The following is a 22,039-nucleotide window of genomic DNA, read 5'->3' as shown; positions in this document are numbered from 1 at the left end:
CAGCGATGCGTTGAGCTAACCGGTACTAATGACCCGTGAGGCTTAACCTTACAACGCCAGAGGCGTTTTGCGAGACCCGATTTTCAGCTTGTTTTACCGGATTAACAGAATTTGCCTGGCGGCCACAGCGCGGCGGTCCCACCTGACCCCATGCCGAACTCAGAAGTGAAACGCCGTAGCGCCGATGGTAGTGTGGGGTCTCCCCATGCGAGAGTAGGGAACTGCCAGGCATCCAACAAGTAAGAGAGCCCTGAACGCCTGTTCAGGGCTTTTTTACGTCTGCAGAAAACGCAGAAATGAGTAAAATTTAAGCTTTTTTCAGCCAGCTGACGATAAAGTCAGCGATGCGGTCAGGCTGGTTGATATTCAGAACCGGCACCTGTCCTCATTCTTTATTATCGCGTCTCATTCCGGAGCAGCGACAATTCCCTTACCGGGCAAACTAATGTTTTACTACCCGCTTCGCGTTCTTTCTTCGCAAGGAAATGAGGTAAAGCATGACCCATCTGGAACATCAAAACAGCCGACCGCCCGTATCAGCAGCCGAAACGCGGCAAAGAATCAGGGCAATTGTCGGTGCATCATCCGGTAACCTGGTTGAGTGGTTTGACTTTTACGTTTACTCTTTTTTCTCCCTCTATTTTGCCCATGTCTTTTTTCCGGCAGGCGATACCACCACGCAGCTACTGCAAACAGCAGGGGTATTCGCTGCAGGTTTCCTGATGCGACCGATTGGCGGCTGGCTGTTTGGCTACATTGCCGATAAACATGGACGTAAAACCTCTATGCTGATCTCGGTCTGCATGATGTGCCTGGGCTCTCTGGTAATAGCGTGCCTGCCGGGCTATGGCGAAATTGGCATAGCAGCGCCGATCATTCTCCTGCTGGCACGTATGTTTCAGGGACTGTCAGTGGGTGGCGAGTATGGCACCAGTGCAACCTATATGAGTGAAGTCGCGCTGGAAGGGCGAAAAGGCTTTTATGCTTCTTTTCAGTATGTGACGCTGATTGGCGGTCAGCTGATGGCAGTATTAACCGTAGTCGTACTGCAACAGTTGCTGGATGATGAAGCGCTGCGCAGCTGGGGCTGGCGTATTCCGTTTTTCATCGGTGCCGGACTGGCCATCGTCGCACTCTGGCTGCGACGCTCTCTCAATGAAACCTCTGAGAAATCGCATCGTACGCATCGTGATGCGGGCAGCGTGATCGGGCTGTTACGCAATCACTCACGCGCCTTCTTTATGGTGCTTGGCTTTACCGCCGGCGGATCGCTGAGTTTCTACACCTTCACCACCTATATGCAGAAGTACCTGGTCAATACTGCAGGGATGGATGCGCGCAGTGCCAGCGGTCTGATGACCGGTGCTTTACTGGTCTTTATGGTGATCCAGCCCATTATCGGGGCGCTATCCGACAAAATCGGACGGCGGGCTTCCATGATGATATTTGGTGCAGGTGCTGCAACGTGCACCGTGCCTGTCCTGCTGCTGCTGCAACATACCGACAATCACTGGGTCGCATTCCTGCTGGTTATGCTGGCGCTGGTTATCACCAGCTTCTATACCGCTATCAGCGGTATTCTTAAAGCTGAGATGTTTCCGCCAGAGGTGCGTGCGCTGGGTGTGGGACTCTCTTATGCGGTGGCTAACGCGATTTTTGGTGGATCGGCAGAATATGTTGCACTGCTGATGAAAAGAGAGGGCATTGAAACCAGCTTCTTCTGGTACGTCTCAGCCATGGGCGCACTCTCTTTCCTGGTTTCGCTTATGCTGCATCGCAAGGGTAAAGGAATTGCGCTGTAGTCAGTAACGGATATTCCAGAGCATGATGCCGCTGGCAGCACCGGCGGCATCCCATGCCAGGTCTTTCCAGCTCCAGCCGCTTCCTGCCGCACGGCTGTCATATAACTCTTTTGCCGCACCAAAACTGAGTGAGAACATCAGGCCAAAACGCAGATTGTGGGCGTTATCCTGCTGTTGATGATGGGCAATTTCGCTGCCGGCGGCAGCAAGCAGCGCGGAGGCGACATAGTGCTGCGCTTTATCTTTACCGGCCCAGCTATCCTGCGCCTGATGCGCACATCCGCTACACAGCAACGCTATACAGAGGATGCACGCCCGCACGATTTTACAGCAACCTGCTGATCAGCCGGTCGATGCGGATACGTCGCAGACGACGGATAAGCTTGCGCACTTTAGCGGGGTAGTCGGAGATACTTTCCAGCTCGCGAAAGTGAGTCACCACCGTAGTATGTTCGCGGATTAGCGTCAGCTCTTTCTCGCGCTGTTCCGCCAGCTGATTAAGCGGATCGTGAATCAACACGGCATTTTCCAGATCCAGACGCCACGCGCGCGGATTAAGGTTGTTGCCGGTGATCATCATCCACTCATCATCAACCCAGATGCCTTTCAGGTGATAGCTGTTCTCACCATCTTTCCACAGGCGTACCGTCAGCTGACCGTTATCAACATAGTACTGCAGGCGGCTGAGAAAACGGCGCAGGTTGATCTCATAAAGGTAGGGCAGGGCGCCAATCACTTTGAACGGTTCAGACGGGGGAATATAGAAATCATTCGCCGTTTTATCGCCGACAATAATCTCAACATCTTTACCCTGACGCAGCAGATGGATCAGATTACGCACCAGTATGGCGGGCAGATTAAAGTAGGGTGTGCAGAGCGTAAGTTTCTGCTCGGCGCAGGGCATCAGATGAAAGATGGTTTTGTTCAGTAAACTGCGTTTGCCCAGACCAACCAGCGGCGTTACCGCCAGCGTATCGTTGCCGGCATCGCCGGTAAAGTGATAATGAAAACTGCGCAGCTCGCTGCGAAACTGACGCGTTTCGTTTTTGATTTCCGGACTGGAAGGGCGTTCAGTCTGATCGAGGCGATTGACCGCATCAGACTGTTTCAGATTTTCATCGATCCACTCATACATCGCATTTGCCAGCTGCGGATTGCGAATCAGCTGATAGCGATCGTAGCGGTACCGTTCATGCTGATGCAGATAGACATCATTCAGGCTGGCTCCGCTGTAAAGCAGCGTATCATCAATGATAAAGCCTTTAAGATGCAGCACGCCCAGCGCTTCCCGCGTATTGACCGGGATGCCGTAGACCGGAATGGCAATATCCGGATACCGGGTAGCCATCTCACAATACCAGTCAGCATTGGTCAGGCCGCGCGCCGCACCGATACGTCCGCGCTGTGCACGATGCCAGTCCACCAGAATAGAGATATCCAGTTCCGGGCGAGCCTGACGCGCAGCATACAGCGCCTCCATAACGCTACGGCCGCCATCATCGTTTTCCAGATAGAGCGCAGCAATACAGATGCGTTTTTCTGCCGCGGCAATTTTTGCCAGCAGCGTCTCGCGAAACTCAGCAGGCGAAAAAAGCGTGGTCACATCCGACACAGATTGTGACAGTTTAGGCAGCTGTGCGAGGTGTTGTTGGTGTTTATTGCGTTTAAATTTAGACAACATCACAGTGCACTTCTTCTCTGTTCATTGTATGGCCTTTTGCCATCAAATCATGATCCTAACGTCAAATAATAACATTAACTCACCTGATAAGGAGGATTTTTACCGTTCTCTACAGGCGGCGTTCCGACGTCAATTAACGGTAAATTAAGCGTGACAATGCCATCATCAAGCTGAATATTCACGCGAAAGTTAAGTTTGCGTGCCAGTGTAATCATGCCGCTATTGTGTGGCATGGTTATACCGTTCAATTGTTGCAGACCATGATCGCGGGTATAACGAATCATCTTCTCCAGCAGTCGTCGTCCCATACCCAGTCCCTTGAGATCGGAACGGACCAGTACTGAAAACTCAGCATCGACATTATCGGCGTCAGATATCGCCCGGGTAACGCCGATGATCTCTTCAGCGCCTTCCCGCTGGCGTACCGCCACAATCGCCATTTCGCGGTCATAATCTATCTGCGTCATATTGGCTAAGTCATCATGGGTGAACTCGCTGATTTCACTGAAGTAGCGATAGTAGAGATCTTCTTTAGTCACCTGCGCAATAAAGGCGCGCAGCTGTGGCTCATCCTCAGGCAGAATCGGGCGAAACAGACAGTGCTGGCCATCCTTCAGGGCGACCTGCTCCTCCAGATGCTGTGGGTAAGGGCGGATAACCAGCCGCGCCTCGCTGTCGCCGCTAAACGGGGCCAGCTGCAGCGTGACATCAATCAGGGTAAACGTCTCTGCCGATGCCAGCAGCGGATGAATATCAAGCCGCTGAATCTCCGGACAATCCACTACCAGGTTTGAAACCTGTACCAGCAGCTGGCTCAGCCCGGCAATATCCAGCGGATGCAGCGCGCTGCGGCTGCGGATCTTGCCGCTTTTTATCGCCTGAATCACCAGATAGCGCGCCAGCGTCATATTCAGCGGCGGCAGCGCTACAGCGGCCTGCTTATCAGGCTGCCATTCCGCTCCTCCTTCGCCCAGCAGGATAATAGGCCCAAACAGCGGATCCTGGTCTACCACTACGCGTAGCTCCTGAGCACCAGCCCGGCTGGCCATACTCTGTACCAGCAGGCCATCCACGCGCGCCTGCGGATGCGTGATGCGCACGCGCTCAAAAATAGCCTGGGCGGCCTGTTTCACTTCAGCAGCACTGCGCAGATAAAGCATCACGCCCTGTACTTCAGACTTATGGGCGATATCAGGCGAGCGCAGTTTGAGGGCTACCGGATAGCCCGTTTGCTCAGCAATGGTGACCGCTTCCTGACTGTCGCTGGCGATCCAGCCGGGCAGCGTTGTCAGGCCATACGCCTGCATTACAGGCTGCACCTCATGGGTATCCAGCGTGGTCACGCCGCTGTCGAGCGCCTGCTGCAGCAGCTGATGTGCTTTAGCGCTGTTTTGCTGCAGCCCTGGCGGCAGCGCCGGCGTTTCCCGCAGCTGCTTCTGGTTACGGCGATACTCAACCTGATGCATAAATGCGGTCACGGTGCCTTCCGGCGTGCGCCAGGTCGGAATGCCGGCCTGAGTAAAGGCGCGCCGCGCCGCCTGGGATGAGGACTCACCGCACCAGTTAGTCAGCAGCGTGATCTGCCTGCCGCGTGGATGACGCGCGAGTGCAGCAATAATCTGCTCCGCCGTTTCAGTTGCTGGCGCTACCGCACTGGGGGAGTGAATAATCATCAGCGCGTCAAACTCATGGCTGTCGAGCAGCAGTTCAATGCAGGCAACATAGCGTGCGGGGGTGGCATCATCTTTTAAATCCAGCGGGTTTCCCCGGCCAGCGCCCTCCGGCAGCAGGGACGCAAGTCTCTGCCGTATCGCCTCATCCAGAGAGGCCAGTTTGCCACTGCGCGCATAAAGCGCATCCAGCGCCAGAGCAGCAGGCGCGGCGCCGTTGCTGACGATCATCAGGCGCTCGCCGCGCAGCGGACGCATGTGGCTGAGCGATTCAACCGCAGAGAACAGTTCATGCGTATCCTGCACGCGCAGCAGGCCGGCGCGCTGTATCGCGGCATCCCAGGCGGCATCCAGACCGCTCAGGGTACCAATCATCGCCTGCGCTTCGCGACTGCGTCCGCTTTTAATGACCAGAATAGGTTTATTACGTGAGGCGCTGCGCGAAGCGGAGACAAAACGCCGGGCATCGCTCAGGTGTTCAAGGTAGAGCAGAATAGCGCTGGTTTTCGCATCGCGGGCCAGAAAATCGAGCACGTCATCGACATCGATATCGAGGCTGTCGCCCAGCGCGATAAACCAGGAGAAGCCGAGATTCCGCTGCTGCGCCCAGTCGAGGATGGTATTTGACACTGCGGCAGACTGTGAAACAAAAGCAATACGCCCTTTAGCGATGGGCACCGGCGAGAAGCTGGCGTTCAGCCCCTGCCACGGGGCCAGCAGTCCAAGACTGTTAGGACCGAGCAGGCGAATTTGCCACTGGCTGGCGCAGGTTTTCAGCGTTTCAAGCTGGCTGGCGGGTGAGGAGAGAATAATGCAGGCTCTGCAGCCTTTTTCGCCCAGCTGCTGCAGCAGCTCGGGATTGCGCTTTGCATGGGTGCAGATGATCGCCAGGTCAGGCGCAAAAGGCAGACTGGCGATATCGGGCCACGCCAGCACGCCCTGTACCGCCTTGTATTTTGGCGTGACCGGCAGCACCGGGCCGCTGAAGCCGCCCGCCAGCAGGTTGCGCATCAGAAAATAGCCGGCACGCCCCGGCGTTACCGAGGCGCCAATTACCGCAATCGATTTAGGTCGTAACAGCGCTTCCAGTCCACGTTGACTCATCATCCACTCCTGCAGTCGGGATTGGCATGATTGTAAACGCTTTTACGGTGAAAACCGATTTGCTGCTGTCAGGCTGCGAGCCAGCTTCAATTTTCGCTGCTGTTTATCGCCTGCTGCGTATGAACCGGATGATGCGGTTTACCCGCAAGGTAAGCATGACGGAACCGTTCAAAGTGCTGCTGCAGGGCGCTGGCAGCAAGACTGTCACCCGCCTGAGCCAGTAGCGCTGCGGCGACCTCAGCCGTGCAGTGCTGTCCTTCACCGTGCGCCTCGCGCAGCGTATAGCGCGAAGGCGTACTCACGCTAAGCGACATCACCGGAAAAGTGTCCAGCCACGGGCTTTTACGGAACATCTTGCGCGCCTCGGACCAGGTGCCATCCAGCATAATAAACAGTGGCGGTTTACCGCTGACCGGCGGCGTGGTCAGCACGTCGCGTCCGGGATCGGCATAAGACGCAGGAAACACCACTACCGGCTGATAGTCACTGCTTTGTACTGCTGCCAGCAGCGCCGGATCGGGCTCCGTCCGCGACCAGCCGAAGGCGAGGGTATCTGGCAGCACATCGGCAATCAGGCGTCCGGTATTGCTGGGCTTCATTGGTTCAGTATCAAACATCACCAGGCAGAAGCGGCTGCGCGACTGCTGCGGCTGCAGCGTAGCACACAGGCAATTTTTGTGCGGCAACAGGCAGCGCTGACAGCGTACGACGCGATTACCGCGCGCGAGAAAAGGCCGGGTGGCGCGGGCCAGACGTTGCGCCCGTAAGCGCAGAACAGCATTTTCAGACATAGATGTGCAGGGCAGGAAAAACGTCAGTGTAATAGAAGGGTAAAAGCAAGGCCAGCAATGTGCTGGCCTTCAGTGACTACAGGGTTTCATCGAGCCATTCATTAAACGGCGTTTTCGGCATTGCGCCATTCAGCATATCGACCATTTCGCCCTGTTTAAAAATCATGATGGTCGGGATCGTGCGGATACGAAAACGCGTGCTCAGCGCCTGCTCAGCTTCCGTATTCACTTTGATGAAACGCACTTTGCCACTGCGTTCGGCCGCAACTTCTTTAAACACGGGCGCAAAGTTTACGCACGGTCCGCACCACGGTGCCCAGAAGTCGATCACGACCGGCAGGTCATCCTGCAGATAGCTATCCAGCGTAGCGGCCGTGGCATTCACCACTTCACCGTTGAAAAGCGCTTCGCCGCAGCGGCCGCACTTCGCACCGTCGGTCAGGCGCGCTTCGGGAACGCGGTTAACTGCCTGACAGCCGGCGCATACAGTATTTATTGTCATCTCAAACCGGTCCTGTAAATCTGGTAATAGAGTCGTATTATGAAAAGGCTGAATGCTATGCTCAATCTGGATTACCCAATAGGTTCAATAGTTGATAGCTAAGCGCTGGCACATCAGGTAATCTTCGCGCTCTCAATGCTGGAGGAACAGATGAACGACGAATTTAAAGGCAAAAGCGGCAAGGTAAAAGTGATGTATGTACGTGAAGAGGAGGGCGGCAGTAAGCCAAATCCGCGTACCGGCAAAGGCGGCCGTCCTGCTGCGCGCCAGGAAGATAGTCGTCGCTCTGCTCCCCGCAGCAATCGCAATAATGACGAGGGCGATCGTGCCCGCGCACCGCGCAGCGGTGACGACTCCGGCCGCTCGCGCAGCCGTGATGACGCTGGCCGCTCACGTGCACCGCGCAGCAGCGATGATGCCGGACGTGGCCGCCGTACGGACCGTAACGATCGTAATGACCGTAACGAGCGTAACGAGCGTAGCAATCGCCCTGAGCGTAACGACCGCGACGATCGCGGCTTCAGCGATTCGCCGTGGCGCACCGTATCCCGCCCGCCGGTTGCCGCTGCAGAGAGCGCGGCGGATGATGCCGCTGACGCGAAGCCGGTCATTGATTCCGAGCAGATCCGCCGTCAGCGCCAGGAAGAGACGCGTGTCTATGGCGAAAACGCCTGTCAGGCGCTGTTCCTGAGCCGTCCGGAAAGTATCGTGCGCGCCTGGTTTGTCCAGAGCGTCACGCCGCGCTTCCGCGAAACGCTGCGCTGGCTGGCCGCAAACCGCAAAGCGTATCACGTGGTTGAGGAGGCTGAGCTGGCGAAAGCGTCCGGTACCGAACATCACGGCGGCGTCTGCTTTATTATCAAAAAGCGCAGCGGCATGGCGGTATCAGAGTGGCTGAAAAAAGCAGAGCGTAAAGATTGCGTGCTGGCGCTGGAAGATGTCAGCAACCCACACAACCTGGGCGCCATTATGCGCAGCTGCGCGCATTTTGGTGTGAAGGGATTGCTGGTGAACGATGCGTCGCAGCTGGAGTCGGGCGCCGCCGTGCGTACTGCTGAAGGCGGCGCTGAGCACGTGCAGGCGATCAACGGTGAAGATTTTGCTGCAGGTCTCGAAGCGTTTCGTAAGGCGGGCTACACCATCGTGACCACGTCGAGCCATGAGGGCACGCCGCTGGCGCGCGCTGAACTGCCGGCGAAAATGGTACTGGTGCTGGGGCAGGAGCGTGAAGGTCTCTCAGACAGCACCTTCCGGCAGGGCGATCTCAGCCTGTCAATTGGCGGAACCGGCAACGTCGAGAGCCTGAATGTCTCGGTAGCAACCGGTATTCTGCTGGCCGAATGGTGGCGTCAGAACGCATAAAAAAAACGGGCCATTACGGCCCGTTTTACATGGTGGCGGCTTAGTGCGCGCCGCCACCTCCGCCACCTCCGCCGCCTGCGCCAAACGGCGGACGGGCAAACCATACCAGCACCAGCAGAATCACAAACACTCCCGCCGATGCCCAGAAGATCTCATTGGCTGAAATAATCAGACCCTGATTGGTAATCTCCCGCGCAATCCATGCAGACGCCTGCTGGTGGCTCATGCCCATCCCTTCCAGCTGCGCATACATCTCCTGCGAATTCTGGTTGTAAGGATTGACGGATTCACTCAGATAGCTGTGATGCATTGATTCGCGATTGGTCCACAGGGTGGTAGTGATCGAGGTACCGATCGACCCCGCCAGCGTACGCACAAAGTTAGAGAGGCTGGAGGCGGCCGCCAGGCGCTCCGGCGGCAGTCCCGATAGCGTAATCGTGGTCAGCGGCATAAAGAAACAGGCTACGGCAAAGCCCTGAATAAACTGCGGCCAGGCAGATGCGCCAAAGTCCATGCCGGGTTCAAAGGTATAGGCGCGCCAGTAAAAACAGACGGCATACATGATAAAGCTAAAGGTCACCAGCCGGCGCATATCGAGCTTGTGGGCAAAACGGCCGATGATAGGTGAGAGGATCACCGGGATAATCCCGACCGGTGCCGATGCCAGTCCGGCCCAGGTGGCAGTGTAGCCATAGACTTCCTGCAGCAGCTGCGGCAGCAGGACAATGGAGCCGAAGTAAAGCATATAAGCCAGGCTTATCGACAGGCAGCCAATGGTGAAATTGCGCATTTTGAACAGCGACAGGTCAACTATCGGATGATCATCCGTCAGCTCCCACACCAGCAGCACCGCCAGCGCCACCACGGCGACCACCGTCAGCACGATAATCTCTGTTGAGCTGAACCAGTCCAGCTCTTTACCGCGATCCAGCATCACCTGCAGCGCCCCGATACCCACCACCAGCAGCACCAGACCGACAATATCGATCGGGCGGATCTCTGTTTTGGTTTCGCGGCCGCGCAGCGTCTGCAGCGTCAGCATCACCACCACAATGCCAATCGGCACGTTGATAAAGAAGATCCAGCCCCAGTGATAGTTATCGCTGATCCAGCCGCCGAGGATCGGGCCACAGATTGGCGCGACGATCACCGTCATCGCCCACAGCGACAGCGCAATGCTGCGTTTGGCAGGCGGATAGTTACTCAGCAGCAGGCTTTGCGAGAGCGGGATCAGCGGGCCGGCCACAATGCCCTGCAGAATACGGAAAAAGATCAGCATCTCCAGGCTTTCTGACATGCCACACGCCCAGGAGGCGAGCGCAAACAGGATTGTCGCCCAGGTAAAGAGCTTCACTTCACCGATGCGTTTTGCCAGCCAGCCGGTAATCGGAATCGAGATGGCGTTAGCCACCCCGAACGAGGTGATGACCCAGGTGCCCTGTGAGTTAGAGGCGCCCAGGTTACCGGCAATGGTCGGGATCGCCACGTTGGCGATGGTTGAGTCGAGCACCTGCATGAATGTCGCCAGCGACAGGGCGATAGTCATCAAAACAAGGGGCGCGCCCTCAAGCGGTTTTTGTGCCATAACAGTCTCCGGCGGATCAGCCCGCGTTGGCACGAACGATAGCGGTAATCATCTGGTTGACCGGTGCGAGGTCGATAGCCAGCGCATTGCTCTCATACGCCGCCTGCGGACGTACGGCACCCGCCAGCACGGCGCCCTCTTTGTTCTGCGTATCAATTTTCACCAGGGTCGAAAGGCCGATGCGCAGCGGATGCGCCGCCACTTCATCCGGGTTCAGCTCAATACGCACCGGCAGGCGCTGTACGACTTTGATCCAGTTACCGGTGGCGTTTTGCGCGGGCAGCAGCGAGAAGGCGCTGCCGGTACCCATATCGAGACCCGCAACCCTGCCGTGATAAACCACGTCATCGCCATAGATATCGCTGACCACGGTTGCAGACTGACCGATACGTACGCCGGCAAGCTGCGTCTCTTTGAAGTTGGCATCTACCCACAGGTTGGTGGCGGGCACCACCGCCAGAAGCGGGGTGGTAGTGGAGATTTGCGAGCCGACCTGCACGCTGCGGCGTGAAACATAGCCATCAATCGGGCTGCGAATATCGGTACGCTGCAGATTAAGCCAGGCATCGCGCAGGGCAGCAGCGCTTTGCTGTACCGCAGGCTGATTTTCCAGACCGGTATTCAGGATCATCGCCTGGTTGGCATTATATTGCTGCACAGCCACGTCAAGCTGCGCTTTGGCGGTCGCCACGGCGTCGCGCGCGTGCTGCAGCTCTTCGCGGCCAATCAGATTAGAGGCACCCAGCGGTTCGCGGCGCTTCAGGTCGGCTTCTGCCTGCTCCAGTGCCGTCTGCTGCAGCTTGATCGTGGCCTGATACTGCCTGCCGTTGATCATCAGCTGGTGCGTCTGGCGGACGCTGGTGGCCAGCGCAGTTTGCGCTTTTTCAAAAGCCTGCTGCGCATCGGTTTTGTCCAGTGAGACCAGCACGTCACCTTTTTTGACGCGATCGGTATCATCAAACCACACTTTATTAACGCTGCCGGAAACCTGCGCCATCACCTGCACCTGATTGCCAGCCACATAGGCATCATCAGTCTCCTGAAAATGCCGCAGTACCAGATACCAGTAAGTCAGATAGCCAATGCCGGCCACAATAAACACGACAGCCAGCAGGATCAGCGCAAGTTTACGCTTCTTCTTCTTGTTTGCAGGCTGTTGCGGGCTTTGAGCTTCCGCTGTCGCACTCATGTCATTCTCCACGTTTGCCATAAGTCGGGATGTGCTGATCCATCAACACGGTAACCCGAATCGAAAAAGCCAGCGCAAAAGGCGCTGGCCAGATAAAGGAAAATTAAAATAGCGATTTCGGCAGGGGGTTGTGTCGCACTTCTTGCTATTAGCGAGAGAGTGAGGCGATAACCTGATCTTCGTCCATTTTATCAAGACGGTTAAGCAGCTTGCGCGTGATGGCTTCCAGCTGCTCCTGCTCGGTTGCGCTCAGTGACGACCAGAGATACTGCAGGCTCTGGTGCTGTGGCGGCAGCAGCTGACGCAGGAACTCGTTGCCTTTTTCAGTCAGGTGCAGATGCAGGCAGCGGCGATCGTTGTCGCTTTCACGGCGTTCGATCCAGCCGCGCTTTTCCAGTTCATCCGCAATGCGCGTGGCGTTGGTGCGTGAGGAACCCAGCGCCGAGCTCAGTTCTGATGGCTGAATGCTCTGGTTTTCCTGTGCATCCAGCGTGATCAGCGCCATAAATAAGGTTTCGTTAATTCCCTGCGCCTTGAGCATTTTGTTGCGATTATCCAGCAGCTTGCCCTGCATATGCATACACAGGCGGGTCAGGATAATTTCCTGCAGCGGAAAATCTTTATGGCGATTTGCCCGGACGTTCAGCATCTGCTCAATGGGAGTAAACGAACTTTCCATCTAAAAAAACCTCTTGATTGCAACGTAGAAATATCACATTCAGCGCGCTAACCGCTTCGCTGTGGAATAATTTCGAGAGTAAAAATAACTTCAGTGAATAAGTACACTGCTAACGATATCAAACTCACCTGTTAATGGACAGCGCAGCTTACCGATTTGCGCTGTTTTTCTTGCTCAGGCAGGCTCTGCGCGGGCATTACGCCACCAGATTGCCAGATTAAGCAGCGTTGCCAGGGCGCCAGCCGCACAGACGCCATACCAGCCAAACAGATGAAACGCATTTGCCGAGATAACCGAGCCCAGCGCACCCCCGGTAAAATAGCTGGTCATATAGCCGGAGGTCAGGCGATTGCGCGCTTCAGGCAGGGTGCGATAAATCACGCTTTGATTGGTGATGTGCACCCCCTGAACCGCCAGATCCAGCAGCACAATACCGGCAATCAGCGCCAGCAGGCTGCTGCTGCCCAGAGCGGTAACGCCCCAGGAGATCAGCATGATCACCAGCCCGGCGCTGGTGGTGAGTTTTGCTTTGCCGCGGTCGGCCAGTCCGCCTGCCTGACGCGCCGCCAGCGCGCCTGCGGCACCGGCCAGACCCAGCAGGCCAATCTCGCCCTCGCTGAAATTCCACGGCGGCGCGGCCAGCAAAAAAGCCATTGAAGTCCAGAGCATGCTGAAGTTTGCAAAACTCAGGCAGCCGGTAAGTGCCCGGGTACGTAATACCCGATCGGCGCTGAACAGGGAGAAAATAGAGCGCAACAGCTGCAGGTAGTTAAGCGGCACGCGCTGCTGGTAACGCGGCAAATAGCGCCACAGCGCCAGCGCCATCAGGATCATCAGCACGCTGGCGCACCAGTAAACGCTGCGCCATCCTGCAACCTGAGCCAGCGCGCCGGCCACGGTACGGGCCAGTAAAATGCCCAGCAGCAGACCACTCATGACCGTGCCTACCACTTTGCCACGCTTTTCCGGAGCAGCGAGCGTTGCGGCCAGCGGTACCAGCAGCTGTGCGACCACTGAGAAGAGACCGGTTATCACGGTACCCAGCAGCATCAGCGTCAGCGAAGAGGAGAGGGCGGTCAGCATCATGCCGCCCGCCGCCAGCAGGCTCATTGAGACAATCAGGGCACGGCGTTCCAGCATATCGCCCAGCGGCACCAGCAGCAGCAATCCACAGGCGTAGCCTAGCTGCGCCGTAGTCACGATAAAGCCTGCGACGCTGACTGAGAGGCCAAACTGATGCGCGATTGTGTTGAGCAGCGGCTGCACGTAGTAGTTACTGGCCACTGCCAGCCCTGTCGCCACTGACATCAGCGTTACTAATGGGGCACTGAGACGTGCCGGGGATGAACTCATGAGCTGACACACAAAGAAATAATCATATACGGGTAATAGTAACCGAAAAAATTATTTCATTGTTGTGATAATTGACAGGACATACCAGTCCCCTTCAGCGCACGCTGCGCTGACATTTAGCGTGCAGAAAGAGAAGGAGGGCAGCACCACGGGAGTTCTCCCGTGGCGTATAAAACTGGCAGTGCAGCGTACCGTTAAAAATTCCAGTCCTCATCTTCCGTTTCCACAGCTTTACCCATCACATAGGAGGAGCCGGAGCCGGAGAAGAAGTCGTGGTTTTCATCTGCATTGGGCGACAATGCCGCCAGTATCGCCGGGTTAACTGCGGCTATCTCTGCCGGAAACAGGGCTTCATAGCCCAGATTCATCAGCGCCTTGTTAGCGTTGTAGTGCAGAAAAGCTTTTACTTCATCAGCCCAGCCCGACTCCCTATACAGCGTATCGGTATAAGCCAGTTCATTTTCATACAGCTCCAGCAGCAGATCGACAGCGAACTGCTGTAGCGCCTCTCGCCGCGCGTCATCGGCGTGCTGCAGCGCCTGCTGATATTTATAGCCGATGTAGTAGCCATGAACCGCCTCATCGCGGATGATCAGGCGGATCAGATCGGCGGTGTTGGTCAGCTTGCCGCGGCTTGACCAGTACATCGGCAGCCAGAAGCCCGAGTAAAACAGAAACGACTCCAGAAAGACGCTGGCGATCTTTTTCTTCAGCGGATCGTCCGCCTGATAGTGCGCCAGAATGATCTGCGCCTTATTCTGCAGCGCGGCGTTCTCTTCACTCCAGCGGTAGGCAGCGTCCACGTCTGCCGTATTGCATAGCGTGGAGAAAACCGAGCTGTAGGAGCGGGCGTGTACCGCCTCCATAAAGCTGATATTTGACAGCACCGCTTCTTCATGCGGCGTGGCGGCATCCGGCATCAGGCCCGGTGCGCCCACCACATTCTGAATCGTATCGAGCAGCGTCAGCCCGGTAAACACGCGGATAGTCAGCTGCTGCTGCGCCGGTTCCAGCGCCTGCCACGCGGGCAGATCGTTTGACAGCGGTACTTTTTCCGGCAGCCAGAAGTTACTGGTCAAACGGTTCCAGACCTCAAGATCTTTATCATCCTGCAGGCGATTCCAGTTGATTGCCTGAATGGCATTACGTTTCATCATAATTTTACAGGGCGCAGGAGACGCAGCCCTCAACCTCCGTGCCTTGCAGCGCCATCTGACGCAGACGAATGTAATAGAGCGTTTTGATGCCTTTTTTCCAGGCGTAAATCTGCGCCCTGTTGATATCGCGCGTGGTGACGTCATCGCGGAAAAACAGCGTCAGTGACAATCCCTGATCGACATGCTGCGTCGCTTCGGCATAGGTATCAATAATCGCCTCAGGACCGATCTGGTAGGCATCCTGATAGAACGCCTGGTTTTCATTGGTCATAAACGGTGCCGGATAATAGACGCGCCCGGTCTTGCCCTCTTTACGGATCTCAATGCGCGACACAATCGGATGAATACTCGAGGTGGCGTGATTGATGTAGGAGATAGAACCGGTTGGCGGGATCGCCTGCAGATTCTGGTTAAACAGCCCGTGCTGCATTATCGCCGACCGCAGCGCCTGCCAGTCAGCCTGCGTCGGCAGGACAAGTCCGGCATCGTGGAACAGCTGCGCAATACGGGCGGTGCGCGGCTGCCAGCTGTGCGTAATATATTTATCGAAGTAGCGCCCGCTGGCGTAGTGCGACTGTTCAAATCCGTCAAAGCTGCGCTGCCGCTCGCGGGCCAGCTGGTTTGAGGTACGCAGTGCGTGGAACGTGACGCAGTAAAAGTAGAGGTTGGTGAAATCAAGCGCCTCGTCTGAACCGTAGGCGATGCCTTCCCGCGCCAGGTAGCCGTGCAGATTCATCTGCCCGAGACCAATGGCGTGTGAACGGCGGTTACCTTCGGCGACGGACGGCACCGAGCCGATCTCGCTCATCTCTGACACCGCGGTAAGCGCCCGCACGGCCACCGCTACGGTGCGGGGAAGGTCGCGGGAGTCCATGGCGTGCGCGATATTCAGCGATCCGAGATTACAGGAGATATCTTTGCCCGTGCGCCGGTAGCTGAGATCCTCATTCAGTTCGCTGGCGCTGTTCACCTGCAAAATCTCCGAGCAGAGGTTACTCATGTTAATGCGGCCGGCAATCGGATTACTGCGGTTAACGCTATCTTCATACATGATGTAGGGATAGCCCGATTCAAACTGGATCTCTGCCAGCGTCTGGAAAAAGTCGCGCGGTTTGATATAGGTTTTGCGGATACGATCGTCAGCCAGCATCGCATCATAGTGCTCGCTGATGCTGATATCGCTGAACGCTTTGCCATAGATGCGCTCAACGTCATACGGCGAAAACAGCGCCATCTCCCGGTTCTCTTTTGCCAGCTGAAAGGTGATATCCGGGATCACCACGCCCAGCGAAAGCGTTTTAATGCGGATTTTTTCATCCGCGTTTTCACGTTTGGTATCAAGGAAGCGCAGAATATCGGGATGATGCGCATTCAGCCAGACAGCACCGGCACCCTGGCGGGCGCCCAGCTGGTTAGCGTAGGAGAACGCATCCTCCAGCATCTTCATGACGGGGATCACGCCGGATGACTGGTTTTCAATGCGCTTGATGGGGGCTCCCGCTTCGCGCAGGTTAGAGAGCAGAAACGCCACGCCGCCCCCGCGTTTAGAGAGCTGCAGGGCAGAGTTCACCGCCCGGCCAATTGACTCCATGTTATCTTCGATACGCAGCAGGAAGCAGGAGACCAGCTCACCGCGCTGCTGTTTGCCGCAGTTCAGAAACGTGGGCGTGGCGGGCTGGAAACGGCCGCTCAGGATCTCCGTCAGCAGCGCCCGCGCCTGCTGCTCATCACCGCGTGCCAGCGTCAGTGCCACCATACAGGCGCGCTGGGTGAAGGTCTCCAGGTAGCGTTTGCCATCAAAGGTTTTCAGCGTATAGCTGGTGTAAAACTTCCAGGCGCCGAGGAAGGTGTGAAAGCGGTGCTTCTGCGCATCCGCGTCATCATGCAGCGCGCAGAGAAAGCGGAAATCATACTGATTCAGCACGCTGGCTTCGTAGTAGCCTTCATCCACCAGATAGCGCAGCCGCTCAGCGGCAGAGCTGAAGGTGAGCGTGTTGGGCTGAACATGCTGCAGGAAAAACTGCCGCACCGCTTCACGATCTTTCTCAAACTGAATATGGCCTGCTGCGTCATACAGATTCAGCATCGCGTTCAGCGCATGGTAATCGAGCTGCGTGCTGTTCAGGGTGTCTGCTGTTGCCAAAATTGGGTTACTCCTGCTTTAACCTGCGCAATGTCTTCCGGCGTCCCCATCATTTCAAAGCGATAGAGGCAGGGCACCTGACATTTACGCGCAATGATGTCGCCCGCCAGGCAGAAACCGCTGCCGAAATTGCGGTTGCCGGCGGCAATAACGCCACGGATGCCGCGACGATTCGCGCTGTCGTTAAGAAACTGAATCACCTGGCGTGGTACGGCACCCTGCACACCGCCGCCGCCATAGCTTGGCACCACCAGAATATAGGGGTGGTCAACCTGCAGCCGCTGGTCAGCCTCTGCAGGAATGCGGCGCGCCGGCAGCGCCAGGCGGGTAATAAACCTGTGGGTGTTTTCAGATCGGCTGGAAAAATAGACCAGCGAATACACGGGGCTATTCACTTACCGCTGCTGGCTGGCGCAGCGCAGCAATTTTGTCCGGACGGAAGCCGCTCCAGCTGTCGTCCGGCGTTATCACAACCGGTACCTGGCGGTAGCCCAGCGTTCTGAGCTCTCCAGTCGCCTCCGGCTGTATATCAAGATTGATGAGCTGGTAAGCGATACCACGACGATCCAGCGCATGTTTAGTGGTGTCACACTGGACACAGTTGCTTTTAGTGTAAATAATAATGCTCATGATTCGCATTTCCTTTTAGTCACAGGAAGATAGCGGCTACTGCCAGACGCAACGGGTCATATTTCAATATGTAGTACCTTATTTGACTATCAAATACTAGATGTAGCGATTGCGGTGGTCAACCCGCTAACTGAAGGGGTATTGCTCCGATAGTGGCACAAACCAGGCAGGCAGCGCTTTTCGCAGCGGAAAAAATTTTTCGGGTAAAAAACGGCAAAAAAAAAGCCCTGCGTCAGCAGGGCCTTGTGAGATTTCATAGGTCAGATTAGCGGCGGGATACCAGCAGCGCACCCAGAACCAGACCAACGGCAGCGCCTACTCCGACACCGTGCCATGGCTTGTCGCGCACATAGGCATCAACCTGATAGCCTGCATCACGCGCCGCCTGGGAAACTGAATTGTTGCCGTTCATTTTCGCACGGGTCTGTTTCAGCAGTTTTTGCGCCTTATCGCGTGCGCTGTCGACTTCATCTTTGGCATCGCTGCCGTAAGATTTGAGCAACGCTTCCAGCGAATCAGCCAGATCGTTTACATCCTGATTGATATCAATGTCATCATTTTTAGTCGTTCGATTAAACATTTTTCGCTCCCTTTGATTTAAAACGTAATACTAAGTGTAGACGATACGTGATTAAACGCAGCGCTATGCCAGGCTTTAGGGAAAATCCGAATGTCTGTACCATAGGTCTGTTGTAAGGTTGCGGAGCTGTGAGAAGAGAGGAGCAAGCATGTATTTACGTCCGGATGAGGTTGCGCGCGTACTGGAGAAAGCAGGATTCGAAATGGATGTTCTGACGCCAAAAACCTATGGTTACCGCCGTGGTGAGAACTACGTCTATGTTAACCGTGAGGCGCGTCTGGGACGCACAGCGCTGGTGATACATCCTACGCTGAAAGAGAAAAGCCAGCACTTTGCTGAGCCCGCCTCAGAGATGAAAACCTGCGATCACTACACGCAATTCCCTCTCTACCTGATGGGTGATTCACAGGAGCATTACGGTATTCCCCACGGTTTCAGTTCCCGTGTTGCGCTGGAGCGCTATCTGCAGGGCGTGTTTGGCGCCTGATTTTTTGCCCCGTTAACGCGGGGCTCTCCCGATCTGTACGATTCCCTGTTTCCGCCACGTTGCAAAACGCAGCGCGGATGCGTATAACTCTGTATCCATATAGAAGTTTAGACGTCCATATGGATTATCAGCATGCAAAGCGCGAATACCCCTCCGCAGGAAAGTTTTAAACGCACGATGAAAGTGCGGCATCTGGTGATGCTGTCGCTGGGCGGCGTCATTGGCACCGGCCTGTTTTTTAACACCGGCTACATCATTTCAACAACCGGTGCCGCGGGCACACTGCTGGCCTATCTCATTGGCGCGCTGGTGGTCTGGCTGGTAATGGCCTGCCTGGGCGAGCTGGCGGTAGCGATGCCGGAAACCGGTGCGTTTCACGTTTACGCCGCGCGCTACCTGAGCCCGGCCACGGGCTACACCGTCGCCTGGCTCTACTGGCTCACCTGGACCGTGGCGCTGGGGTCCAGCCTGACCGCGGCCGGTTTCTGTATGCAGTACTGGTTCCCGGCCGTGCCGGTCTGGCTCTGGTGTCTGGTATTTTGTCTGGCCATCTATCTGCTGAATATTATCTCTACGCGCTTTTTTGCCGAAGGCGAGTTCTGGTTCTCGATCATTAAAGTGGTCACCATCATCGCTTTTATTGTGTTGGGCGGCGCCGCGATGTTTGGCTTTATCCCGCTGAAAGATGGCTCTGCCGCGCCGGGCCTGCATAACCTCACGGCGTCGGGCTGGCTGCCGCACGGCACGCTGCCTATTCTGATGACAATGGTGGCGGTAAACTTTGCGTTTTCCGGGACTGAACTGATCGGAATTGCAGCAGGTGAGACTGAGGAGCCGCAGAAAGCGCTGCCGCTGGCTATCCGTACAACCGTGGCCCGCCTGATTATCTTCTTTGTCGGCACGGTATTTGTGCTGGCGGCCCTGATCCCGATGGACCAGGCGGGCATAGTTAAAAGCCCGTTTGTGCTGGTGTTTGAAAAAATCGGTATTCCCTGGTCAGCTGACATCTTCAACTTCGTGATTCTTACGGCGATCCTCTCTGCTGCTAACTCCGGCCTCTATGCCTCCGGACGCATGCTCTGGTCGCTGGCAAATGAAAACACGCTGCCGCGCTGTTTTGCGCGCGTGAACCGGCGTGGTATTCCGGTTCTGGCGATCACCATCAGCATGCTGGGCGGCCTGCTGGCGCTCTTTTCCAGCGTAATCGCGCCGGATACGGTATTTGTGGCGCTGTCGGCCATCTCCGGTTTTGCCGTGGTGGCCGTCTGGCTCAGCATCTGCGCCTCACACTACGTTTTCCGCCGGCGCTACGTGCAGGCCGGAAACGATATCAGGCAGCTCGCGTACCGCGCGCCGTTCTACCCGGTGGTGCCGGTACTGGGATTTGTGCTCTGTCTGGTAGCGTGCGTGGGTCTGGCGTTTGATCCGTCACAGCGCATCGCGCTCTGGTGCGGTATTCCGTTTGTACTGCTCTGTTATGCTGCTTACTATGTTACCCGGCGACGTAAACCCCTTAAGACGCAGGAGAGCAACCATGCCGCGTAACCCGATTGCTGAAGCACTCACTCAAACCCGTCCGCTGATCCTGGATGGCGCGCTGGCCACCGAGCTGGAGGCACGCGGCTGCGATCTTGCAGACTCCCTCTGGTCAGCAAAAGTGCTGATGGAGCAGCCGGAACTGATTTATGCCGTGCACCGCGACTACTTTGCTGCCGGCGCACAGGTGGCGATCACCGCCAGCTATCAGGCAACGCCGCGCGGTTTTGCCGCACGCGGCCTGGATAGCGGCAAGGCGGGTGAGCTGATCCGCCTGAGCGTGACGCTGGCGCAGCGTGCACGCGATGATTACCGTGCTGCTTCCGGCACCACGGCTCCGCTGCTGATCGCCGGTTCAGTAGGGCCCTGGGGCGCCTACCTGGCAAACGGTGCCGAGTATCGCGGCGACTACGCGCTGCCGCCGGAAGAGATGAAAGATTTCCACCGGCCGCGCGTGGCGGCGCTGCTGGAGGCGGGCGTCGACCTGCTGGCATGCGAAACGCTGCCGTCGTTTGGCGAAGCGCAGGCGCTGATCGCGCTGCTGGCTGAATTCCCGCAAAGCAGCGCATGGTTTTCGTTTACGCTGCGTGACGCAGAGCATATCAGCGACGGCACGCCGCTTGAGAGCGTAATGAAGGTGATTGACGCAGCACCGCAGGTTGTTGCGGTGGGCATTAACTGTGTGGCGCTGGAGAGCGTTACGCCGGCGCTGCGGACCCTGCAGGCGCTGACGCAGAAGCCGCTGCTGGTCTACCCCAACTCAGGCGAACAGTATGATGCAGACAGCAAAAGCTGGCACTCCGCCCCGTCTGGCTGCACGCTGCAGGAGAAGTTCAGCGAATGGCAGCAAGCGGGTGCGCAACTGATTGGCGGCTGCTGCCGGACGTCGCCTGAGGATATCCGGGCAATTGCTGCCTGTTGTCAACGCTGAATAAGCACAAAAAAAGCACACTGATAGCGCGATTGTCGTCAGTGAAAAGCCAGAGAGCACGGTTTACACTGTGCTCTCTGACTCTGATGCGGATCTGCTATGAACCTGCGACACACTCTTCCCGCCTGCGCGCTGCTGCTAAGCGGCTGCGCCACTATCGTCGGTACAGACACGCAGCCGGTAAAAATTGACTCTATCCCGCAAGGCGCCCGCTTTACGGTACAGGATGAGACCGGACGCGCGGTAGCGCAGGGCTACACGCCCCAGACCGTAGACCTGGCAAAATCAAACGGCAGCTACTTTGGTAAAAAACATTATCAGGTCATGCTGGAGAGCCCCGGCTATGTCCCGCTGACGCTGCCGATTGAGGCAAGTGCCAATCTCTGGTACGTGCTGGGAAATATTCCGCTGCTCGGCTTCCCGGGCTGGCTGGTGGTCGATCCGTTCTATGGCGGGATGTATACCCTGAAACCGGATCATCCGCAGCCGGTACTGAACGTGGTAGGCGCGCGCGGCCGCTGATCTCTGCGTAATCATTCCCCTGCGAAGGTGCAGGTGCCGGAGGGGGCGCATTCATGCGCCCCTGGCCAGTTCCCGGCAACGCCGGCCAGGGCGCCATTAATGGCGCCCCTACGAAGGGTTCAGATGCCGTAGGGGGCGCATTAATGGCGCCCCTACGAAGGGTTCAGATGCCGTAGGGGGCGCATTAATGGCGCCCCTACAGAATGTTCAGGTGCCTCAGGATTACCGTAGAGGGCGCATTCATGCGCCCCTGGCCAGTTCCCGGCAACGCCGGCCAGGGCGCCATTAATGGCGCCCCTGCGAAGGGTTCAGATGCCGTAGGGGGCGCATTCATG

General features: G+C 56.8%; 20 protein-coding genes and 1 rRNA gene. 7 read left to right on the top strand and 14 right to left on the bottom strand.

The genetic code is table 11. The features are described 5' to 3' along the window. The first annotated feature begins 114 nt into the window (after nt 1-114). Nucleotides 115-230, top strand: a 5S ribosomal RNA gene (gene rrf, locus SB719_RS15385). A 267-nt stretch (nt 231-497) separates the two neighbouring features. After that, on the top strand, nt 498-1,802 hold the full coding sequence (locus SB719_RS15380) for an MFS family transporter (RefSeq protein ID WP_065648614.1): 1,305 nt from the start codon (nt 498-500) through the stop codon (nt 1,800-1,802). Here the strand turns inward: SB719_RS15380 and SB719_RS15375 are convergent, their stop codons facing one another. From SB719_RS15375 to trxC, 5 genes are all read right to left on the bottom strand, one after another. After that, the gene (locus SB719_RS15375) at nt 1,803-2,123 is read right to left on the bottom strand and encodes a YfiM family lipoprotein (protein WP_412159387.1); all 321 of its coding nucleotides are present in this window, start codon (nt 2,121-2,123) and stop codon (nt 1,803-1,805) included. Between the two features lie 4 nt (nt 2,124-2,127). Continuing rightward, entirely contained in the window at nt 2,128-3,483 is a 1,356-nt protein-coding gene (gene pssA, locus SB719_RS15370; RefSeq protein ID WP_065648616.1) for a CDP-diacylglycerol--serine O-phosphatidyltransferase, read from the bottom strand. A 74-nt stretch (nt 3,484-3,557) separates the two neighbouring features. Beyond that, nucleotides 3,558-6,257 carry a bifunctional acetate--CoA ligase family protein/GNAT family N-acetyltransferase gene (locus tag SB719_RS15365; protein WP_065648617.1) on the bottom strand — a complete coding sequence of 900 codons (2,700 nt, stop codon included), beginning with the start codon at nt 6,255-6,257 and terminating at the stop codon, nt 3,558-3,560. Nucleotides 6,258-6,343: 86 nt separating this feature from the next. Next, nucleotides 6,344-7,048, bottom strand: coding sequence for a tRNA-uridine aminocarboxypropyltransferase (locus SB719_RS15360; RefSeq protein WP_412159386.1), 705 nt, complete (start codon nt 7,046-7,048; stop codon nt 6,344-6,346). Nucleotides 7,049-7,124: 76 nt separating this feature from the next. Beyond that, entirely contained in the window at nt 7,125-7,544 is a 420-nt protein-coding gene (gene trxC, locus SB719_RS15355; RefSeq protein ID WP_065650425.1) for a thioredoxin TrxC, read from the bottom strand. 156 nt (nt 7,545-7,700) lie between these two features. On the opposite strand from trxC, the gene SB719_RS15350 reads away from it, so the two are divergent. Beyond that, entirely contained in the window at nt 7,701-8,912 is a 1,212-nt protein-coding gene (locus tag SB719_RS15350; protein ID WP_314688184.1) for a tRNA/rRNA methyltransferase, read from the top strand. 40 nt (nt 8,913-8,952) lie between these two features. Here SB719_RS15350 and emrB read toward each other — a convergent pair whose 3' ends face one another. From emrB to SB719_RS15305, 9 genes are all read right to left on the bottom strand, one after another. Then, nucleotides 8,953-10,497 carry a multidrug efflux MFS transporter permease subunit EmrB gene (gene emrB / locus SB719_RS15345; RefSeq protein ID WP_314688182.1) on the bottom strand — a complete coding sequence of 515 codons (1,545 nt, stop codon included), beginning with the start codon at nt 10,495-10,497 and terminating at the stop codon, nt 8,953-8,955. Nucleotides 10,498-10,513: 16 nt separating this feature from the next. Further along, nucleotides 10,514-11,686 (bottom strand): multidrug efflux MFS transporter periplasmic adaptor subunit EmrA, encoded by a 1,173-nt coding sequence (emrA, locus tag SB719_RS15340; RefSeq protein ID WP_292970038.1) that lies wholly within the window; start codon nt 11,684-11,686, stop codon nt 10,514-10,516. Nucleotides 11,687-11,834: 148 nt separating this feature from the next. Then, nucleotides 11,835-12,365 carry a transcriptional repressor MprA gene (gene mprA, locus SB719_RS15335; RefSeq protein ID WP_065648622.1) on the bottom strand — a complete coding sequence of 177 codons (531 nt, stop codon included), beginning with the start codon at nt 12,363-12,365 and terminating at the stop codon, nt 11,835-11,837. Between the two features lie 174 nt (nt 12,366-12,539). Continuing rightward, nucleotides 12,540-13,718 (bottom strand): MFS transporter, encoded by a 1,179-nt coding sequence (locus SB719_RS15330; RefSeq protein WP_293004945.1) that lies wholly within the window; start codon nt 13,716-13,718, stop codon nt 12,540-12,542. Nucleotides 13,719-13,912: 194 nt separating this feature from the next. Next, complete coding sequence (gene nrdF / locus SB719_RS15325) at nt 13,913-14,872, bottom strand: class 1b ribonucleoside-diphosphate reductase subunit beta (protein WP_412159389.1); 960 nt, start codon at nt 14,870-14,872, stop codon at nt 13,913-13,915. A gap of 7 nt (nt 14,873-14,879) precedes the next feature. Beyond that, a complete protein-coding gene (nrdE, locus tag SB719_RS15320; RefSeq protein ID WP_314688167.1) occupies nt 14,880-17,018 on the bottom strand; it encodes a class 1b ribonucleoside-diphosphate reductase subunit alpha in 2,139 nt (712 codons plus the stop codon). Then, on the bottom strand, nt 16,997-17,401 hold the full coding sequence (nrdI, locus tag SB719_RS15315) for a class Ib ribonucleoside-diphosphate reductase assembly flavoprotein NrdI (protein WP_412159388.1): 405 nt from the start codon (nt 17,399-17,401) through the stop codon (nt 16,997-16,999). The genes nrdE and nrdI overlap by 22 nt, the downstream gene beginning before the upstream one ends. Nucleotides 17,402-17,405: 4 nt before the next feature. Then, nucleotides 17,406-17,648: a glutaredoxin-like protein NrdH gene (gene nrdH / locus SB719_RS15310; RefSeq protein WP_065648625.1), complete on the bottom strand. Its 243-nt coding sequence runs from the start codon at nt 17,646-17,648 to the stop codon at nt 17,406-17,408. Between the two features lie 265 nt (nt 17,649-17,913). After that, nucleotides 17,914-18,228 carry a DUF883 family protein gene (locus SB719_RS15305; RefSeq protein ID WP_065648626.1) on the bottom strand — a complete coding sequence of 105 codons (315 nt, stop codon included), beginning with the start codon at nt 18,226-18,228 and terminating at the stop codon, nt 17,914-17,916. A 148-nt stretch (nt 18,229-18,376) separates the two neighbouring features. Between SB719_RS15305 and SB719_RS15300 the strand changes: the two genes are divergently transcribed. The 4 genes from SB719_RS15300 to SB719_RS15285 all read left to right on the top strand — a co-directional run bounded on the left by SB719_RS15300 (nt 18,377) and on the right by SB719_RS15285 (nt 21,704). After that, nucleotides 18,377-18,715, top strand: a complete 339-nt coding sequence (locus SB719_RS15300; protein ID WP_039379762.1) for a DUF2002 family protein — start codon at nt 18,377-18,379, stop codon at nt 18,713-18,715. Between the two features lie 132 nt (nt 18,716-18,847). Further along, nucleotides 18,848-20,260: an S-methylmethionine permease gene (mmuP, locus tag SB719_RS15295; protein WP_065648628.1), complete on the top strand. Its 1,413-nt coding sequence runs from the start codon at nt 18,848-18,850 to the stop codon at nt 20,258-20,260. Further along, on the top strand, nt 20,250-21,182 hold the full coding sequence (mmuM, locus tag SB719_RS15290) for a homocysteine S-methyltransferase (protein WP_304235920.1): 933 nt from the start codon (nt 20,250-20,252) through the stop codon (nt 21,180-21,182). Before mmuP ends, mmuM begins: the two co-directional genes overlap by 11 nt. Before the next feature lie 99 nt (nt 21,183-21,281). After that, nucleotides 21,282-21,704 (top strand): hypothetical protein, encoded by a 423-nt coding sequence (locus SB719_RS15285; RefSeq protein ID WP_292970026.1) that lies wholly within the window; start codon nt 21,282-21,284, stop codon nt 21,702-21,704. Nucleotides 21,705-22,039 lie beyond the last annotated feature (335 nt).

The sequence above is a fragment of the Pantoea sp. SIMBA_079 genome, assembly GCF_046940275.1.
Classification (GTDB): Bacteria; Pseudomonadota; Gammaproteobacteria; order Enterobacterales; family Enterobacteriaceae; genus Pantoea; species Pantoea borealis.
This window is presented reverse-complemented; position numbering and strand designations above follow the sequence as displayed.

Bases quoted from the DNA above. Each gene is read 5' to 3' on its own strand.
- SB719_RS15380 (WP_065648614.1), top strand. From the start codon at position 498: ATGACCCATCTGGAACATCAAAACAGCCGACCGCCCGTATCAGCAGCC.
- pssA (WP_065648616.1), bottom strand. From the start codon at position 3,483: ATGTTGTCTAAATTTAAACGCAATAAACACCAACAACACCTCGCACAG.
- SB719_RS15365 (WP_065648617.1), bottom strand. From the start codon at position 6,257: ATGAGTCAACGTGGACTGGAAGCGCTGTTACGACCTAAATCGATTGCG.
- SB719_RS15360 (WP_412159386.1), bottom strand. From the start codon at position 7,048: ATGTCTGAAAATGCTGTTCTGCGCTTACGGGCGCAACGTCTGGCCCGC.
- SB719_RS15350 (WP_314688184.1), top strand. From the start codon at position 7,701: ATGAACGACGAATTTAAAGGCAAAAGCGGCAAGGTAAAAGTGATGTAT.
- emrB (WP_314688182.1), bottom strand. From the start codon at position 10,497: ATGGCACAAAAACCGCTTGAGGGCGCGCCCCTTGTTTTGATGACTATC.
- emrA (WP_292970038.1), bottom strand. From the start codon at position 11,686: ATGAGTGCGACAGCGGAAGCTCAAAGCCCGCAACAGCCTGCAAACAAG.
- mprA (WP_065648622.1), bottom strand. From the start codon at position 12,365: ATGGAAAGTTCGTTTACTCCCATTGAGCAGATGCTGAACGTCCGGGCA.
- SB719_RS15330 (WP_293004945.1), bottom strand. From the start codon at position 13,718: ATGAGTTCATCCCCGGCACGTCTCAGTGCCCCATTAGTAACGCTGATG.
- nrdF (WP_412159389.1), bottom strand. From the start codon at position 14,872: ATGAAACGTAATGCCATTCAGGCAATCAACTGGAATCGCCTGCAGGAT.
- nrdH (WP_065648625.1), bottom strand. From the start codon at position 17,648: ATGAGCATTATTATTTACACTAAAAGCAACTGTGTCCAGTGTGACACC.
- SB719_RS15305 (WP_065648626.1), bottom strand. From the start codon at position 18,228: ATGTTTAATCGAACGACTAAAAATGATGACATTGATATCAATCAGGAT.
- SB719_RS15300 (WP_039379762.1), top strand. From the start codon at position 18,377: ATGTATTTACGTCCGGATGAGGTTGCGCGCGTACTGGAGAAAGCAGGA.
- mmuP (WP_065648628.1), top strand. From the start codon at position 18,848: ATGCAAAGCGCGAATACCCCTCCGCAGGAAAGTTTTAAACGCACGATG.
- mmuM (WP_304235920.1), top strand. From the start codon at position 20,250: ATGCCGCGTAACCCGATTGCTGAAGCACTCACTCAAACCCGTCCGCTG.
- SB719_RS15285 (WP_292970026.1), top strand. From the start codon at position 21,282: ATGAACCTGCGACACACTCTTCCCGCCTGCGCGCTGCTGCTAAGCGGC.